Source organism: Klebsiella terrigena (assembly GCF_012029655.1).
GTDB classification, from domain to species: Bacteria; Pseudomonadota; Gammaproteobacteria; order Enterobacterales; family Enterobacteriaceae; genus Klebsiella; species Klebsiella terrigena.
In genome coordinates, this window is the sequence record NZ_CP050508.1 from 874,556 (window position 1) to 891,258 (window position 16,703).

Sequence of the window (16,703 nt, forward strand, 5' to 3'; positions counted from 1 at the left end):
GGGGGGGAATGGGGTGCAGTGATGAAAAGCTGGAGCGCGCTCGGATATCGCAGCGATGCATTGGTTCAACCTCCTCTCCTTGGGTACACTCGGGGAATGGACTGGATGAAAAGGTAACGGCACGATGGAATTTTTGCCCGCAACGGATGACTCACTGAGTGAATGTGTTCCCGAAGAGCCTTTAGGCTTTACGCGCCAGCTGCCGCTTATCGCCACCCGCTTTACGCCGCCTCGCTCACCCGGTGCGCTGCAGCTGCGCGACCGCCTGCTGCGGCGTCTGGACGCCGCCACCGGCAGCGCGCTGACGCTGGTGTGCGCCCCGGCCGGGTTTGGCAAAACGACCCTGCTGGCCCAGTGGTACCACCATCGCCAGCAGCAGGGGGATGCCCTGGCCTGGCTGAGCATGGATGAAGACGACGGCCCGCCGGCGCTGTTTATGCGCTATCTACAGGCGGCGCTGGCACCCCTGTGGCAAGGGTGGAGCCCGGCGTTTCTCCGCCAGGCGGATGACGGCCCGGCGGCCGATCTCACGCTGTTTCTGGCGGAGCTGGTGAACCAGCTGCACCGCTGCCCGCACCCGCTGTATCTCATCATTGACGACTATCAGAATATCTCCCACCCGGCGATCCACGCCGGGCTAAGCTGGCTGCTGAACCACGCCCCGCCCGCTCTGCACCTGATTATCGGCAGCCGCTGCCAGCCGACGCTGGCGCTGGGCCGGCTGCAGATGCAGGATCAGCTGGTGGAGGTGGACGATAGCGAGCTGCGTTTTAACGTCGGCGAAGCCAGCGCCTATTTTTCCGCCGCGCTGGCGCCGGGGTTCAGCCAGCAGGAGATCCCCCGGCTGCTGGCCCTGACGGAGGGCTGGGTCGCCGGGATGAAAATGGCCACCTTATCCAGCGGTCCCGCGCACTCCCACCCGGCGGCGGGCGGACTGAACGCCGGCTCGCGCTCAATTGCCCGCTATCTTGACGAAGTTATTTTTGCCCCTTTGCCCGCCGAGGTGCTCGACTTTCTCCTGCAAACGTCGGTGCTCAACCGCCTGCATCCGGCGCTGTGCGACGCCGTCACAGGCAAAACTAACGGCGAGGCGATGCTGGCATGGATTGCGCAGCGCAATCTGTTTCTTTCCGCCCTCGACGAGGGTGGGCTGTGGTTTCGCTACCATCCGCTGATGCGCGACGCGCTGCTCTCTCGCCTGCAGCGCGGCGGCGAGGAGGATATTCGCCGGCTGCACGAACGCGCCGGCGGCTGGTTTGCCGGGCAGCAGCTGTGGGCGGAGGCGATCCGCCACGCTCTTGCCGCCGGTAAGGGCGGAGCCGGGCACGCGGAGGTCGGGGCGCAGTCGCTGGCGGAAGAGGGGGATATCGACACGATGGTGCGCTGGATCCGCTACCTGCCGGCGGATCTCGACCCTTCGCGGATCGATCTGCAGATTAACCTCGCCTGGGCGCTGGCGCACCGTTTTCGCTTTCAGGATGCCCGCCAGCTGCTGGACGCGCTCGAAACCCTGGCGGCGGCCAGCGGTGAAGCATTAGCCCACAGCTCGTGGGTCAAGCTGCGGGTGGTGCGGGCGATTTGCGAAGCCTTTGCCGAGAATATCCCGCAGAGCATTGCTATCGTTGAGCCGCTGCTGCGGGAGGTGCCCTGCGGCGACGTGTGGGTCGATGGCCTGGTGTGCAACATTCTCAGCTACTGCCATCTGGCCAACTCCCGGCCGCAGCAGGCGCTCGACGTTCAGCAGCGGGTATCGGGCGCGCGTGAGGCCAGCCGCAACCTGTTCGTCGGCGTGTATCGGGCTTTCGTCATGGCCCAGGGCTACCTGCGCCAGGGTAACCTGGTGGAGGCCGAGCGTCAGGCCAGCCGGGCGCTGGAGGCTGCGGAACGGCAGACCGGCGCCCGCTCCAGCAGCGGCGCGACGCTGGCGCCGATCCTCGCCGAAATCGCCTGGGAGCAGGGGGAGACGCAGCGCATTGACGCGCTGCTGGCGCTGCGCCTGGAGACGATCGATGATTTTTGCCCGCCGGACGGCTTCAGCCGCTGCTATATCGTGCTGGCGAGGCGGGCACGGCTCAACGCCCGTCGGGAGGACGCGGAATCCCTGCTGCTGCACGCTGAAGGCCTGGCGGTTCAGCGCGGATGGCTGCGGGCGCTGGCGCCGCTGCTGGCCGAGCGCCTCAGCCAGTCGCTGCAGGACGGCGATATCTCCGCCGCCGAAGCGCTGCTCTCCCGGCTGCAGGCGCTGGCCGAAGATGCGGACAAAAGCGACGTGGCGCACACCTCTCTGGCCCTAAGCCGTTGCCGGGTGCTGATGGCGAAAGGGGAAGCGATGGCGGCGGCGCTGCGGCTCGATACGCTGGCGGCCGAGCAGGAGCGCTGCGGGGAGTGGCTGTTCGCCGTGCGCCTGCGGCTGCTGCAGGCCCAGGCCCTGTGGCAGGCGAATGCCCCGGAGCAGGCCGTGGCGGTCGGCGTTCCCGCGCTGCGGCGGGCAATGCGCCAGAAGCTGCTGCGCAGCCTGCTGGACGGCGGCCCGGCGCTGGCGTCGTTGCTGCAGCTGATCGCTAAACGCGGCGCGGCAGGGGCGGAGTTCAGCGCCGACCTGACCCAGCTACTGGCGCACTTCGCCGCCGCCGGGATCCCGCTCAGCGCCGGACGCGCCGCGCCGCCAGACGTACGCCTAACCGAGCGGGAACGGCAAACTCTGCGCCTGATTGCCGAAGGCTACTCGAATAAGGGGATGGCGCGGGAGCTGGGGATTTCGGCGGAGACCGTCAAGTGGCACCTCAAGCAGCTGTACGAAAAGCTGCAAGTCAGCGGCCGCATCCAGGCGCTCAACCAGGCGCGCGAGTGGCAGCTGCTAAGCTAGAGGTACAGTTCGCGCCGTCATTTCTGCGGGGCCGCGTTCGCCGCCCCGCCTTTATTGCTGCTCGTATTACTTCTCGCTAACTTCCGCCAGCGGGCTGCGATAGTCGCCACCCAGCGCCTTGATCAGCGTAACGTCGGTGCTCAGGCGCTGGGCCTGGATATCCAGCAGCATCAGCCGCTGGGCGATGGCCGGGCGACGCGCCTCCTGGGCGGCGTAATAGCTGAGCAGCCCGCGCTGATAGTGCGCGCTGGCGCTGTGGGTGGTGGCCATGGCGGCGGTCACCTTCAGCTGCTGGAGCGCCACCTGCTGGTTGAGATCGTTGAGCTGGCTGGAGCTTATCGCCACGTCGCGAACGGCATCGAGGACGGCCTGGTTGTACTGCTTGATCAGGATATTGCTGGCGGTGCGCACCGAACGCAAATTGGCGTTCAGACGCCCGCCGTCAAAGATCGGCAGATAGAGGCCGGGCAGCAGGTTAATCTGCTGGAACGTCGATTTAAACAGATCCCCGACGCTCAGCGCGTTATATCCCCAGAAGGCCTTGATATCGAAGTGCGGGTAGAACGCCGCCTTCGCCGCATCGACCTGGCTTAACGAGGCGGTGACGTAGCCGCGCAGCGCCTGCAGGTCCGGGCGGCGGGCCAGCAGCTCGAAGGAGAGCGAATCGGGAAGCGTCTCCTGCAGCGTTGGCAGCGGCACCGGGTGGATCTCCGGCATGCTGTTGGCGTCGGCGCCGATCAGCGCGCGCAGGGTTTCGCGATACTGGGTCAGGGTACCTTTGGCGGTAATCGTCTGCTGCTGCGCCGCCAGCAGCTCGGCCTGGGCGTTGGCGATATCGACGCTATCCTCCACGCCCCGGCGGGTGCGGTGCTCGTGCGCCTGTACCGACAGGCGGGCAATCTCTTCCAGCTGGTTGAGCAGCTCAATTTTCTGGAAGGTAGCCTGCATCGCGAAGTACAGCTGCGCCACGCTGCTGGCGAGATCCAGCTCGATACCGGCGGTTTCCGCCTGGCGCGCGTTTTTCTCGCCGATGGCCGCCGCGACGTGGGCGCGGTCGGCGCCCCAGAGATCGATATTCAGCGTGGCGCCGACGCCTACCGTATTCAGGGTGTACCAGGGGCCGTTTTTATCGACCGGCAGAGAGTAGGAGTAGGGCCAGGTGAACTGCTTGTTGGTCACCCGCAGGCGGTTTTGCGCCGCCACCGCGGTGGCCTGCACGCCCATTGCCGACTGCGCCAGCTCTACCGTTGACTGCGATTGCGAAATGCGCAGCCGGGCGGCCTGCATGGTCGGGGAGTTCTGCAGGGCGCGGTTCACCAGCATGTTGAGCTGGGCATCGTCATAGCCTTCCCACCACCTGGCTGTCGGCCAGCCGCTGTTCGCCAGATGAATCACCTGCGCGAGCTCGGCCTGCTGCGGGTTGACTATCCTGACCTGAGAAGGATCGTCCTGAATCAGCGCGCACCCGGCGAGCAGGACGAAGGCGAGGGGTGAGTAGCGCAGGTAGCGTGCTGCGGTGTCCATTTTTCTCATGACTTATCTGCCTGTCGCGGAAGATCTGAAGGTGCGGACGACCACGTCGGTAACGTCGTCAGTAGCGTCGCCAGCGGCGGACCAAAGGGGTTGTGCGGATCCGGATGCACTCCGTGGGGCAGCGCCGGCGCGGCCTGCTGGCGCTCGATATCCTCGGCGTAGGCCTGGAGCTGCGCGGCGCTGCGCTGGAGAAAATCATCCCCCGGCGCGGCGTACAGCCGGTAGCCTTCGCTTAAGCGCACGATCTCCTGGGCCCGCAGCCAGGTCGCTTTGACCGGCCAGGTTTTGGCCTCCGGATGCGGATGGGCCCAGGCGTTGAGCGGCTCGGCTGCCACCCGATGCATCAGCGTTTCGGCGCCGTTCAGGGAGTGGAACAGCGGCACCAGCCTGACCTCATCATCCCCGGCGCGCAGGTAGCCGGCAATCTGCCGGTAGAGCTGCGCGAGGCGCGATTTCAGCGGCAGGGCTTCGCTATCCGGCCACAGGTAGAGGTGGACGATCGACGACACCAGCACCCCGAGCAGGATGCCGATAACCCGATCGCGCAGCTCGGTGAGATTGGTCAGCGGCCCGAACCAGCTGAGAAACGCCAGCGAAAAGGTAAAGCCTATCTGGATCCCGGCGTAGGCGATGCGCTCCGAGCCGGCAGCAATCCACGCAGACAGCGCCATCACAGGAAGGGTCATCGCCAGCAGCCCGACGATGGATTCGGTGTGCGGCTGAACGTAGACGATCATCAGCAGCGCCAGCAGGGTGGCGAGCAGGGCGCCGCCGATGCGCAGCCAGGTCTTCTGCAGGGTTGCCCCCAGCCCCGGCTGGGCGACAATCACGCAGCTCAGCATAATGGTGTGGATACCCTGCCAGTCGGCGGCGGTATAAAAAACGTAGCACAGCAGGGTCGCCAGCAGCGTTTTGAGGGCGAAGTGCAGATAGGTCGGATTGGTCCAGGCATCGGGCAGCAGCAGCGGGGCCTTTTCCTCTTCCCCGGCCGGCAGCGCAACCGCTTCGCCGCGGGCCAGCTTGCCCAGGGTGGCGGCCATCTCCTGGAGAATTACGCCGTTGGCGCTATCCCGGGCGACGATCTCCGGCTGTGCAGGCAGGGCGTCGGCGCGCAGATTCTCCGCCAGTGCCGAGAGCGAAGCGGAGAGCTGCTGGCGCTCTGCGGGATGGTCATCCCCCGGCTGAAGCAGCGCGGCAAGGTGATAGCAGTGCAGCGCGGCGGCCATCAGCGATTGCCACCCCTGCGGGTCGGCGGCCATCTCCGGGCTGGAGCGGGTAGCCTGCTTATAGAGGGCGTTTAGCTGGGCAAAGTTTTCGGCGATCTCTTTAAACGTCGGCTGGTTTTTCAGCGGCTCCGGCTGGACGAGCAGCTGCGCAACCTGGCGCAGCAGGACGACGATCCGCGCCTTGAGCTGGTAGCCGGGAAACGCCTGCTGAAAACAGGCGTTCACCAGCAGGGTGACCACGATGGCGGTGTTAATGACCACCCACAGCCACAGCAGCAGGCGCACCAGGATCTCGCTCTGGCTGGTCATCGACGGGAAGGTTTGCGCGTAGATAACCACCAGCGCCACCACGAAGAAGGCCAGCCCCAGCTTGCCCAGCACCCGCATCAGGTAGATCGCGCCGAAAAAGAGCAGCACCGAGGCCACCAGGCGGATCAGCGGATAATCATAGGTCCATTTGATGATCAGCAGCACGCAGCCCAGCGCCACGCTGACGGTGATAAAAAACACCACGCTCACCAGCTTGATCATCAGCACGTTCGGCTGGCTGACGTAAAACACCACGATCAGCGCGACGGCCAGGAAGGGGATCTGCAGCGTCATAAACAGGACGATCAGCACCGCGCAGCTCAGCGTCAGGCGCAGGGTATAGTTGGCCCGGCCCGGCACATCGCGGAGTTCCCGGGTCAGGAACGACCAGAAGTTCTGCATGCCGTCCCCTTACTGCGGCTGAAGCACGGCGCTGGCAGAGGCGCCCATGCGGAACAGTTCAGGGTCGGGATCTTTGACGGCGATCTTCACCGGGAAGCGCTGGGAAACGTGGACCCAGTTGATGCTCTTCTGAATAATCGGCAGGCCTTCAATCACGCTCCCGCCCTCGGGCAGCACCCCGGAGCCCACGGAATCCACCACTCCCGAGAAGGTTCTGTCGTGGTTGGTCATCACGGTAACCCGCGCCGGAACGCCCGGGCGGACGTTTTTAAGATCGGTCTCGCGGAAGTTGGCGATCACGTACCAGCGGTCATCGTCCATTAAGGTAAACACCGGCTTGAGCGCCGAGGCGTACTGGCCGACGGTGGTTTTCAGCGCCACCACCACGCCGTTGAAGGGGGCGTGGACTTCGGTAAATTCAAGATGCAGCTCCGCCAGCGCAATCTGCGCCAGGATCCCTGCCCGCTGGGCAACCATCGCGTCTACGCCGGAGACGGCGGCGGAGGCCTGTTTCGCCTGCAGCAGCGTCGCCTGCAGCTCGGCGCGGGCGGCCTTTTCCGCGGTTCTCGCCTGGTCGAGATCTTCCTGCGAGGCAAAGCCCTGCGGCACCAGCGGCTCGAGGCGGGTGCGGGAAGAGGTGGTCTGCTTAACCAGCGCCCTGGCGCGCTCGACGGCGGCGGCCACCGACTGGGCGTTGTACTCCTGGGCCTTAACCGTGCGCTGGGTCAGCATGATTTGCGCATCCAGCGTCGTCAGCCGGGCTTTGGCGTCGTCGAGCATCGCCTGGTAGGGGCGGGGATCGATGCGGAACAGCAGATCGCCTTTCTTCACCCGCTGGTTGTCGCGGATCGGCATCTCGACGATCCGCCCGCTCACCTCCGGCACCACGTCAATGGTGTCGGTATAGACGTAGGCGTCGTTGGTGGCCGGCGAGGTCTGGAGCTGCCAGATAACCACAATAAGCGCCACGATCGCGGCGAGGACGAGGGCCAGCAGGGGCCACTTTTTCCGTAATACGCTTGGGCTGGAGTTTGTCATAGCGGCTTAGTTAACAAAGAAGAGGAACCACAGGATCGTGGCGAACAGGAACATCAGCGCCAGGTAGCTGAAGACCAGCGGCGAAAATCGCGACTGCCAGCCCCGGCGAACGATCAGGATATGGCAGGGAATGAGTAAAAATACGCCGCCCAATAAACAGAAGAACCAGCCGGGAAATGCGGCGCCTAATACCGGGATCGCCGGTGATAAAGAGCAGCCGGAAATTAAAGGCGCGGTTAATAATAGTGCCGGCGGAGCCAGCTTCGCTATACGATTCAAGGGAGGATACCTGCGCGCTCATATCATTGTGGAGTGAGTTTAATCGGCCTGAAGGGTAATTAAAAGCTGCTCGGCAGACTAAAAACCTATATTCCTGGCGTCGCTTGAGCGTAGCCTTTGCATAGCGAATGAATATAAACGCATTTATTTTGCATTAACCGCGATAGCGGCCGATAAAATAGGGGGAGGGGTTTCTGCTGCTGCCCGTAGTCAGCGCCTCCAGCCAGGGCTATGCTTAGGGTCTGAACAATAAAAACAATGGGGCAATGTCATGGATAAGGAACTACTGGACGCGGGATTTCGCGCCTACAGGGGAGAGAAAATCGATGTCTACTTCAATACGGAAATCTGCCAGCACTCGGGGAATTGCGTACGCGGTAGCGCGAAGCTCTTCAATCTGAAACGTAAGCCGTGGATCGTGCCGGACGAGGTGGATGCCGCCACGGTCGTGCGCGTCATCGATACCTGCCCGAGCGGCGCCCTGAAGTATCGCCAAAAATAAGTGAGGACGTGATGGAAATACTGGAAGGCCACAACAAGTTTTACGTTAACGACGCCGAGGGCAATCAGGTCGCCGAAATTGTCTTTGTCCCCACCGGGGAGCATCTCAGCATTATTGAACATACCGACGTCGACGAGAGCCTGAAAGGGCAGGGCGTCGGTAAAAAGCTGGTGGCGAAAGTGGTGGGAAAAATGCGCGACGAGCAGCGTAAAATTATCCCGCTATGCCCGTTTGCTAAACACGAGTTTGATAATACCCGCGAATACGATGATATCCGCGCCTGATATAAATGCGCCGGCTTTTGCCGGCGCTAAATGTTAGGCGAGAAACGCAGACGCGCTTGCCGCATCCGGGATCTCTTTTCTGGCGCTTATTTCGTTGAGAAAGAGCTTAGCCAGAATTTTTACCGAAGCCGCGCGCGTCAATATTATTTCGGCAGCCTGTTTCCGGCTTCGCGCATAAAGTACCTCGCATCTTTGCTATCAGCGGGTGCCTTCATTTTCCAGCTTCTGCCGTTTGCGCAGATGCGGGAAAATGGTCATCCATATCGCCACCACCACCAGCGTACCGATCCCGCCGAGCGCCGCGGCCGGTACGGCGCCCATCCACGCTGCCAGCAGGCCGGACTCAAACTCGCCGAGCTGGTTCGAGGTATTGATGAAGATGGCGTTTACCGCGTTCACGCGGCCGCGCATATCATCCGGCGTATCCAGCTGCACCAGCGCGCCGCGAATGACCATGCTCACCATATCGAACCCGCCGAGCGCGGCCAGCGCCAGCAGGGAGAGCCACAGCTTCGTCGAGAGCGCAAACACCAGCGTCGCCAGGCCAAAGCCGGCCACCGAGGCGAACATGATCATACCTACGTTCTTCTCCAGCTTGTTGCGGCTGAGCCAGACGCCCACCAGCAGCGCGCCGACCGACGGCGCACCGCGCAACATCCCCAGCCCCCAGGGGCCGGTGTGCAAAATATCCTGAGCGAAGATCGGCAGCAGCGCCGTCGCCCCGCCGAGGAGCACGGCAAACAGATCGAGCGAGATCACGCCGAGGACGTCTTTTCTCTCGCGGATAAAATGGACGCCGGCAAACAGGTTCTTGAGGTTCATCGGCAGGCGGGTTTGCGGCGGCCGCTCGTAGCGCAGCCGGCTCACCAGCACAATCGAGAACAGATAGAACAGGGCGGAGACGCCGTAGACCACTTCCGGACCGGCGACGTACAGCAGGCCGCCCAGGGTTGGGCCGATAATCACCGCCGCCTGTCCCCCGACGGAGCTGGCCGCCATCGCGCGGGCGAGGATCGGCGGCGGCACCAGCGCCGGCAGCATCGAGGTGATCGCCGGCCACTCCAGCGCTTTTGCCACCGAGATTAAGAAGACCAGCCCCCAAATCTCAATTTTGTCCGCCCAGTGCAGCAGCGTCAGCGCCACCAGTCCGAGCAGCGCCGCCCATTCGATGAACTGGCCTAGCAGCACGATGCGCCGGCGATCGAACTGATCCGCGAGGTGTCCGGCGGGCAGGGCCAGCAGCACTGAAGGGAGGAACTGCATCAGGCCGATCATCCCCAGCGCCATCGCGCTGTGGGTGATGGCGTAAATTTGCCAGCTCACGGCAACCGAGAACATCTGAAAACCAAACGATGAACAGGTGCGCGCCAGCCAAAAGGTGACGAACGACCCGTGCCGCAGGAGAGAATCTTCCGCTGCGGATACCTGTGAACCCATAGTCTTATCCCATTCAAAGCCAATATTCCGGCCAGCATCGTTGTGCCGGCCTGGTGAGGCGCCCGTAACGGGCGCTTCTTATCTTTTTTTGCACATTGCAGAGTGCGGTATCCTGGCCGTTCGGACAGTGGCGAGGCGTGCGCTGAGCATGCGATTAATTATCTTAAATGGGTTTAAGCAGGTGCGTTTAAGTATTCGCCGTCTTGCCCTGCGCCTCGGGTCTGGCGTGCCGGGTCAGCTCATCGATCAGCGCTCGCAGGGCGGGTGAAACGTGACGATGGCCGGAATAGTAGAGGCAAAGCCCGGGATACGCCGGACACCACTCCTCTAAAACCCGTTCAAGACGGCCATCCCGCAATGCGTCCATGGCAAGGTGGTCAGGTACAAAGGCGATCCCTATTCCATCGAGCGCTGCTTCCACCATCATGGGCTGATCGCTCAGGGTCAGCGGTCCCGTGACGTTAATCTTTTCAATTAACCCCTTACGCGCAAACTCCCAGCGATAGATCGCCCCGCTGTCAAAGCGAAAGCGTATGCAATCGTGGCGATAAAGATCCTGCGGAACGGCGGGGCGAGTGCGGCGTTTGAAATAATCGGGCGAGGCGATAGCGGCGAAACGGATCGGCCCCATAAGCGAAACCGCCACCATATCCTTTGGCACCGCCTCGGCCAGACGGATGCCGGCATCGAAGCCGTCGCCAACGATATCGCTGAGCCTGCCGTCGCTAACGATATCGAGATGAATGCCGGGATAGCGCGCCAGAAAGCCGGCCAGGATCGGCTTCAGGACCAGGCGAATGGCGCCCTCGCTGGCGTTAATCCGCACCGTTCCAGTGGGCGTCTGGTCATGTGTATCGAGTTCCTGCAGCGCATCTCCAATTGCTTCCATTGCCGGACGTAATTTGGCAACCAGGCGCTCTCCCGCCTCGGTCAGAGAGACGCTGCGCGTGGTCCGGTGAAAAAGCCGGACGTTCAGCCGCTTTTCAAGGACCTTGATCGAATGGCTGATTGCCGACGGCGTCATGTTCAGCTGGATCGCTGCCGCACGAAAGCTGCGGTTAACCGCGACGGCCAGAAAAGCGGTAAAGGCTGAAAAATCAGCGCCCTTCAATTGGTGAATGTCTTTCATCATCACATCAAAAATTGCGTGGATTGTTTTGATAATCCACGAACCATAGACTCGAAATAGCAGGAACTCAACATGCTTCGTTAACTTTGCGTTTCCCATTAACGGTAACCGCGCACCCGCCTGCTTCCCTCATCAACGACAAGTGAAATAAGGATAACCAAATGAAAATGAAAGCGATTGTTATGACCGGCGCCAACCGACCGTGGGAAGTCCAGGAAGTCCCTGTTCCTAAGGTCGAGCCCGGGCAGGTGCTGGTAAAAGTGCATGCTTCAGGCATGTGCTACACCGACGTGTGGGCGACGCAGGGGTATGGGGGCGACATTTACCCGCAAACGCCGGGTCATGAAGTTGTCGGGGAGGTTGTCGAAGTTGGGGCCGGGGTCCACACGCGCGTGGTGGGAGATCGCGTAGGAACCACCTGGGTGCAATCGTCCTGCGGCCGCTGCCCATACTGTCGTGAGAACCGGCCGTTGACGGGCCAGACGGCAATGAACTGCGTTCAGCCGCGTACCACCGGCTTTGCCGCGCAGGGAGGCCACGCGGAGTATATTACGATTGCGGCTGAGGGAACCGTGCTTCTGCCCGACGGGCTGGATTATGTCGATGCGGCGCCGATGATGTGCGCAGGCTACACCACCTGGAGCGGTTTACGCGATGCCGCGCCGAAGCCCCGTGAGAAGGTGGCGATTGTCGGCATCGGCGGGCTGGGGCATGTCGCGCTGCAGCTCTCCCGTGCCTGCGGGTTTGAAACTATTGCCGTTACCCATTCAGAGGATAAGCATGCGCTGGCCCGCCAGCTGGGGGCCAACCATGTGGTGGCGAACGGGAAAGCGCTGCGGGAAATGGGGGGCGCGGACGTGCTGCTGGTCACCACCAACCACTTCAACGCGGCTGAGGACGCGCTCACCGGGCTGCGGGCTGACGGCAGGGTGGTGCTGTGCGGGCTTGATTTTAACCGGCCGTTCTCGATCTCTTCCGAAGGCGTGCCGTTTCACATGATGCGCCAGCGCGTTATCGGCTCAACGCACGGCGGGCAGCACTACCTGAGTGAAGTGCTCGATCTGGCGGCAAAAGGCAAAGTGAAGCCGATCGTGGAAACATTTTCGCTGGATCAGGCTGCGGAAGCCTACGAGCGCCTGGCCTCCGGCAAGATGCGCTTCCGGGGCGTGTTTACGCCCGCGCGGTAATAGGGGAGGAGTTGAAAAGGGGGCATTATTGCCCCCGCAGGCGGCCGCGGCGGCGCATTTCCTGCAATTAAACACGATGCATTTATACGGCCGGAGGCGAATCACGTGGGCGCGGTGGTCGAGGCAAGGGAAGCGTAAAGGGGGAAGAGCGGGGCAGCACATAGCAGGGCGGGGGCTGGATGATGCCCGTATGCTATAGTTTTAGGCTTCTCTGTGGATGAGAAGGTATTTAATCACTCCACCACGACAGGAAATGTAATTTGCCTCAACCCCCGGAACGGTCGATGCGTCGGACCGCATTTATTGCAGATACCGCTGCGCTGATCCTCTTCTTCACCACAACCGGCATTATTAACGAACGCGTGATAGCCGGTATGACCTGGGAGCAGGTTCTCCACGCCCGCCTGCTGGGGGCGGCGCTGATGGTCCCGGTCGCAAGGCCCTACGGCATCTGGCGGGATTGGCTGATGCGGCGCGCCGGCCCCGGTCGGGTGTCTCAGCTGCTCTGGGACAGCGCGGCTCTGGTCAGTTTTCAGGTGCCGATCTATGCGCTGATTATTGCCTTCAGCGGCGCTTCGGGAAGCGGGCTGGTGCGAGGCACTCTCGGCGCTGCGCTGATGATGCTTTGCCTGGGACGGCCCTACGGCGCGTTTCTTAACTGGGTGCGTCGGTTATTTGGTTTACCTCCTGGGGGAAGTAAGCCGATGTCGTTGAACAGCTGAGCGGGGCTGTGACCCGCTGCACCTTTAGAGTCCGGGCCACATGCCGCCATCAAGTCTTAAATTCGTTCCGGTAATGTAGCTTGCCCGGGGGCTGGCATGAAGTGTGACGGCATCGGCTATTTCCTCAAGCGTTCTCACGCGGCCCATCGGAACCTGGGCGAACATGGGAAGCACCGAGCATCGGTGCCTGGTACGTAGGGAAAATCGATCGGGAAAACCTGTTGCAGGTAGCCTGCAATAATTTTTACGTCCAGCGGATTGATGCCTGTCGCCTCAATGCGAACCATAACCTCAGCCGGCTGCAGATCGCGCGCCGATGCTGACGACATCCGGGCCGCCAAAACTCTTTATTAACGCTGCTTTCATGATGAATCTCGTTTTCAATACGATCAGGATTGAGCCGGGAACTGGCCGAGCTGAATGAACAGGCCGAACCAGTCCTCCAGATGCCAGGTGGTGGTGACGCGACCGTCGCTCAGCGTGTGAAATTCATGCAGTCGAAAACTTATCTTCTTGCCAGTCGGGGCGATGCCGAAAAATTCTCCCTGATGCGTACCGCCGATCTCTGCACGCACGCCGATCCGACCGGGTACCTGAATCATGTCGTGGATGGCAATATGTACATCGGGAAAAGCCTCGCCGAAGCTGCGGATGATTGGCTTGATGCCTTCCGGCCCAGGGCCTTGATTCGGCGCAAGCGGGATGTCGTCCCACTGCGGCGCCAGTACGGTATCAACCAGGTCGGGATTCTTTTCGTTGAAGGCGCGATAGAGCGTTTCTACGGCCAGACGCTCAATGCGCAGGCGTTCGGTGAGTTCAGCACTCTCTGTATTCATGGGTCACCTTGGTTGGGTTGCAGTTACGTGCGATGGCTTAAGAGTGACGAGAGTATCTGCTCGATGCTAAAATCCGTCTAACAAATAAACTGTATAATGGATTATTTGATTTATGGATTTTCATGGCATTGATTTGAATCTGCTCGCCGCCTTTGACGCGCTGATGAGCGAATGTAATGTGACGCGAGCCGCCACCCGGGTCGGGGTGAGTCAACCAGCCATGAGCGCAGCCCTGTCCAGGCTACGAAAGCTGTTAGGCGATCCGTTGTTTTTGCGCAGCGCCGAAGGCCTGCTGCCGACGCCGCGCGCGCGCGAGTTGGCCGAACCCATTTCACAGGCATTGCGGCAGCTCGAAGCCACTCTGGTCAGGAAGCCGGATTTTGTTCCGGGGGTAGCAAAGCTGACGGTCAACCTGGGTCTGTCAGACTATCCGGCGTTCGTTGTGCTGCCCGCATTGTTAGAGGCGCTCGCAGAACAAGCACCCGGTATTTCGGTCAATGTGCATGCCTTTAACGACCGCGACCATGCGGTGGACCTGCTCGATGCCGGAGCGATCGATGTGGCCATTGGCGTGCCGCCTACGCATTCCGATGGCCGCATCCTGACCCGGCCGATCCTGCGTGACGAATTCGTCACCATCATCGCAAGTAAGCATCCCGCAGCAAGACGCGGGATGAATATGAAGACCTATTTGTCACTTCCCCATGCGCTCGCCTCGCCGGAGGGGCAGCGACATGGTCTCGTGGATCAGGCTCTTGCCCAGTTGGGCCAGCAGCGCACGCTCGCGCTAACGCTTCCTCACATGTTCGCCCTACCGGCCATCGTGGCCCGCACCGGTATGACGGCAACCGTCATGAAGCGGGTCGCGCTTCAATCTCCGGCTGGAAGACAGTTGGCCTTTTTCCCGCCGCCGGTTACTTTGCCCGAGATCGTTTTTTACCTGATCTGGCATCGTCGAAGCGATGGCCACCAGGCGCAGAAGTGGTTGCGGACGCTGATCGAATCCATCGCGTTGGCGCTGTAGTTACCCGGCCAGTTTTCGAGTTCGGACGGTAGCGTCAATCTGCCATCGCCGGCATAAACACCAGAGAGGGTTCATGCATTTGCCTGTGCGTCAGCCAGGACTGGAGGCCGTTTGGCATCGACAATCCTCCAGCACTGCCGTGAGCCGTAGATCTGCCACGCATAGAGTTTTCCGAGTTCATATTTTTAATATTTATTAGTAGGTTAGTCATACATCAGGCAATGACTTTTTGTGGCAAATATGCCGCAGGAGGGAGGGAGACTGAAGCCGTTGATGATCTAAGTTGAACTTAATATGACGGTCATCTATGTGCCAGGAGCGGACGGACTGGCACGCTATTAAAAAGATTGCTGTACAGCTTATCCAACCCGTCATCTAAAAATGGCACTCACTGAAAGACGCCAATCCATCTCCTCATGTATATCTACATCCATACATAGTCATTAAGAAAGGATGAATGAAGATGCTAAAAGGTAAGAGGGCTGTGATTACCGGTGGTGGCGGGGGATTTGGTCAGGCGTTGAGCGTATGGTTGGCACGAGAAGGCGTCGAGGTAGATTTTTGCGCGAGGCGTGCCAATGATATTCAAAAAACTTGCAGTATCATCTCGGCTGAAGGCGGAATTGCGAAAGGATATATCTGTGATTTAACCCAGCCTGAATCCCTTTCTCAGTTTTCTTCACAGTTGTTAACTTCAGATAAGCCCATAGACATTTTAATCCTCAATGCTGCCCAGTGGTTATCCGGAACGTTAGACGATCAACCAGACACAGAAATTATCAATACTGTCAGCTCAGGACTAACAGGTTCGATTCTACTGACTCAGGCATTGCTGCCCAGCTTAAGACGTTCAGAAAGTGCGGATATAGTCTCAATTATATCTTCATGTGGGATTCCGAATTTCACAGATTCAATTGCGCATCCCGCATTTTTTGCCAGTAAACACGGCCTTAGCGGGTTTACAACTAAACTCTCACACCAGTTGTCCGAAGAAAATATACGTGTGACTGGGTTATATCCCCCAGATTTCGAACTGACAGGATTAGATACGTTTGTCGATAACCAATTCAAAATGGGGGAGCGTTTAATGAATGGGCGCTCGGTCTGGGAAACAATTCGCTTTGTGTTGGTTCAACCGCGTAGTTGCCACATTAGTAACATCTATTTTGATGGTCCTACACGCGAAAAAGTGGGGAATAAAGGCTGAATTTGGGGACGTTGAACAGAGTAGCCAACTTCCGCTTTTCGCTCTCAGCGGACCCACAGCACTCACATCCGCTTGGTACCCGGAGCGGATGTGAGCAGGTATAATTCAACAAGGGTCAGGCCAATGTTGAATACGGTATTAAGTCAGCGAACTCTCAATAACGAAAAAGTTCGCTGCACGCTCGTTTGAGTGGATGTCTGAAGGGAACAAGGATATCTACAAATCAAAGGCAGGCTTCGGAAACTGCGTAGCTATCCTCGAACATACGAAAACGGGTAATAAGACCATCTTCAATGTGCATATCGAGTACAAACTCGGTTTCAATCAGCTTGTTCGTTTTTTTAACGCGTGATGCAAGTTCACCGATAGCCGCTACATGCTTATCTTTGATAAGGATATCTTTGATTTCAAAATGTTCTGATGAAATCTGTGCCCGGATTTGCGCATAGAATTCGGCTACACCCTTTCTGCCGTGTTTGCGGCCAATCCAGGGAACTACCTGAGTATTTCCGGCGACCAGCCAGTCTACATTTTCACTAACCAATTCAGCTATTTCATTCACATCTTCTGCTGTGGCTATACGATGAAAAAAAGCTTCCGTTACTGCCTGCGGTGTTTGAATTGTCATAGCTTGTCAATCCGTAGTTAAGGGCCTTTAGATTAATTGATTGTCTTAAAAATCACCTTATCCTGTAGTGCCACTTAGTGAGGTAATTGAGAGC

Annotated in this window: 17 protein-coding genes; 7 read left to right on the forward strand and 10 right to left on the reverse strand. The window is 60.0% G+C overall.

From position 1 onward, the window contains the following. Window positions 1–124: 124 nt before the first annotated feature. Window positions 125–2,866, forward strand: a complete 2,742-nt coding sequence (locus tag HCK03_RS04270; RefSeq protein ID WP_167691180.1) for a LuxR C-terminal-related transcriptional regulator — start codon at window positions 125–127, stop codon at window positions 2,864–2,866. A gap of 66 nt (window positions 2,867–2,932) precedes the next feature. On the opposite strand, the gene HCK03_RS04275 is transcribed toward HCK03_RS04270, so the two are convergent. From HCK03_RS04275 to HCK03_RS04290, 4 genes are read right to left on the reverse strand one after another with little or no spacing between them, the layout of a single operon-like run. Further along, entirely contained in the window at window positions 2,933–4,399 is a 1,467-nt protein-coding gene (locus HCK03_RS04275; RefSeq protein WP_041147127.1) for an MdtP family multidrug efflux transporter outer membrane subunit, read from the reverse strand. After that, the gene (locus HCK03_RS04280) at window positions 4,396–6,336 is read right to left on the reverse strand and encodes an FUSC family protein (RefSeq protein WP_167691181.1); all 1,941 of its coding nucleotides are present in this window, start codon (window positions 6,334–6,336) and stop codon (window positions 4,396–4,398) included. The genes HCK03_RS04275 and HCK03_RS04280 overlap by 4 nt, the downstream gene beginning before the upstream one ends. Before the next feature lie 9 nt (window positions 6,337–6,345). Beyond that, a complete protein-coding gene (mdtN, locus tag HCK03_RS04285; protein WP_115191934.1) occupies window positions 6,346–7,374 on the reverse strand; it encodes a multidrug transporter subunit MdtN in 1,029 nt (342 codons plus the stop codon). A gap of 6 nt (window positions 7,375–7,380) precedes the next feature. Beyond that, entirely contained in the window at window positions 7,381–7,653 is a 273-nt protein-coding gene (locus HCK03_RS04290) for a YtcA family lipoprotein (RefSeq protein ID WP_041147124.1), read from the reverse strand. 271 nt (window positions 7,654–7,924) lie between these two features. Here HCK03_RS04290 and yjdI point away from each other — a divergent pair, with 271 nt between their 5' ends. Together yjdI and HCK03_RS04300 are read left to right on the forward strand one after the other, a co-directional pair. After that, window positions 7,925–8,155 carry a 4Fe-4S mono-cluster protein YjdI gene (yjdI, locus tag HCK03_RS04295; RefSeq protein ID WP_041147123.1) on the forward strand — a complete coding sequence of 77 codons (231 nt, stop codon included), beginning with the start codon at window positions 7,925–7,927 and terminating at the stop codon, window positions 8,153–8,155. 11 nt (window positions 8,156–8,166) lie between these two features. Continuing rightward, window positions 8,167–8,439 (forward strand): GNAT family N-acetyltransferase, encoded by a 273-nt coding sequence (locus tag HCK03_RS04300; protein ID WP_167691182.1) that lies wholly within the window; start codon window positions 8,167–8,169, stop codon window positions 8,437–8,439. A gap of 198 nt (window positions 8,440–8,637) precedes the next feature. Here the strand turns inward: HCK03_RS04300 and HCK03_RS04305 are convergent, their stop codons facing one another. Next, the gene (locus HCK03_RS04305) at window positions 8,638–9,876 is read right to left on the reverse strand and encodes an MFS transporter (protein WP_167691183.1); all 1,239 of its coding nucleotides are present in this window, start codon (window positions 9,874–9,876) and stop codon (window positions 8,638–8,640) included. A 187-nt stretch (window positions 9,877–10,063) separates the two neighbouring features. Beyond that, window positions 10,064–11,005 carry a LysR family transcriptional regulator gene (locus tag HCK03_RS04310; RefSeq protein ID WP_206110946.1) on the reverse strand — a complete coding sequence of 314 codons (942 nt, stop codon included), beginning with the start codon at window positions 11,003–11,005 and terminating at the stop codon, window positions 10,064–10,066. 161 nt (window positions 11,006–11,166) lie between these two features. On the opposite strand from HCK03_RS04310, the gene HCK03_RS04315 reads away from it, so the two are divergent. Together HCK03_RS04315 and alaE are read left to right on the forward strand one after the other, a co-directional pair. Further along, entirely contained in the window at window positions 11,167–12,192 is a 1,026-nt protein-coding gene (locus HCK03_RS04315) for an alcohol dehydrogenase catalytic domain-containing protein (protein ID WP_206110933.1), read from the forward strand. A gap of 284 nt (window positions 12,193–12,476) precedes the next feature. Then, the gene (gene alaE, locus HCK03_RS04320) at window positions 12,477–12,914 is read left to right on the forward strand and encodes an L-alanine exporter AlaE (protein WP_228283760.1); all 438 of its coding nucleotides are present in this window, start codon (window positions 12,477–12,479) and stop codon (window positions 12,912–12,914) included. 24 nt (window positions 12,915–12,938) lie between these two features. Here the strand turns inward: alaE and HCK03_RS26570 are convergent, their stop codons facing one another. Genes HCK03_RS26570 through HCK03_RS04330 form a run of 3 tightly spaced genes read right to left on the reverse strand, consistent with a single transcriptional unit; the run spans window position 12,939 to window position 13,750 of the window. Continuing rightward, window positions 12,939–13,079 carry an SDR family oxidoreductase gene (locus HCK03_RS26570; protein ID WP_206110934.1) on the reverse strand — a complete coding sequence of 47 codons (141 nt, stop codon included), beginning with the start codon at window positions 13,077–13,079 and terminating at the stop codon, window positions 12,939–12,941. Beyond that, window positions 13,049–13,243, reverse strand: coding sequence for an alcohol dehydrogenase catalytic domain-containing protein (locus tag HCK03_RS26575; RefSeq protein ID WP_407692376.1), 195 nt, complete (start codon window positions 13,241–13,243; stop codon window positions 13,049–13,051). Before HCK03_RS26575 ends, HCK03_RS26570 begins: the two co-directional genes overlap by 31 nt. 60 nt (window positions 13,244–13,303) lie before the next feature. After that, complete coding sequence (locus HCK03_RS04330) at window positions 13,304–13,750, reverse strand: ester cyclase (RefSeq protein WP_167691184.1); 447 nt, start codon at window positions 13,748–13,750, stop codon at window positions 13,304–13,306. Between the two features lie 112 nt (window positions 13,751–13,862). Between HCK03_RS04330 and HCK03_RS04335 the strand changes: the two genes are divergently transcribed. Both HCK03_RS04335 and HCK03_RS04340 read left to right on the forward strand, forming a co-directional pair. Beyond that, window positions 13,863–14,774: a LysR family transcriptional regulator gene (locus HCK03_RS04335; protein ID WP_134527659.1), complete on the forward strand. Its 912-nt coding sequence runs from the start codon at window positions 13,863–13,865 to the stop codon at window positions 14,772–14,774. A 463-nt stretch (window positions 14,775–15,237) separates the two neighbouring features. Continuing rightward, window positions 15,238–15,981: an SDR family oxidoreductase gene (locus HCK03_RS04340; RefSeq protein ID WP_041147743.1), complete on the forward strand. Its 744-nt coding sequence runs from the start codon at window positions 15,238–15,240 to the stop codon at window positions 15,979–15,981. A gap of 223 nt (window positions 15,982–16,204) precedes the next feature. On the opposite strand, the gene HCK03_RS04345 is transcribed toward HCK03_RS04340, so the two are convergent. Continuing rightward, entirely contained in the window at window positions 16,205–16,609 is a 405-nt protein-coding gene (locus HCK03_RS04345) for a nuclear transport factor 2 family protein (protein WP_041147117.1), read from the reverse strand. Between the last annotated feature and the right edge of the window lie 94 nt (window positions 16,610–16,703).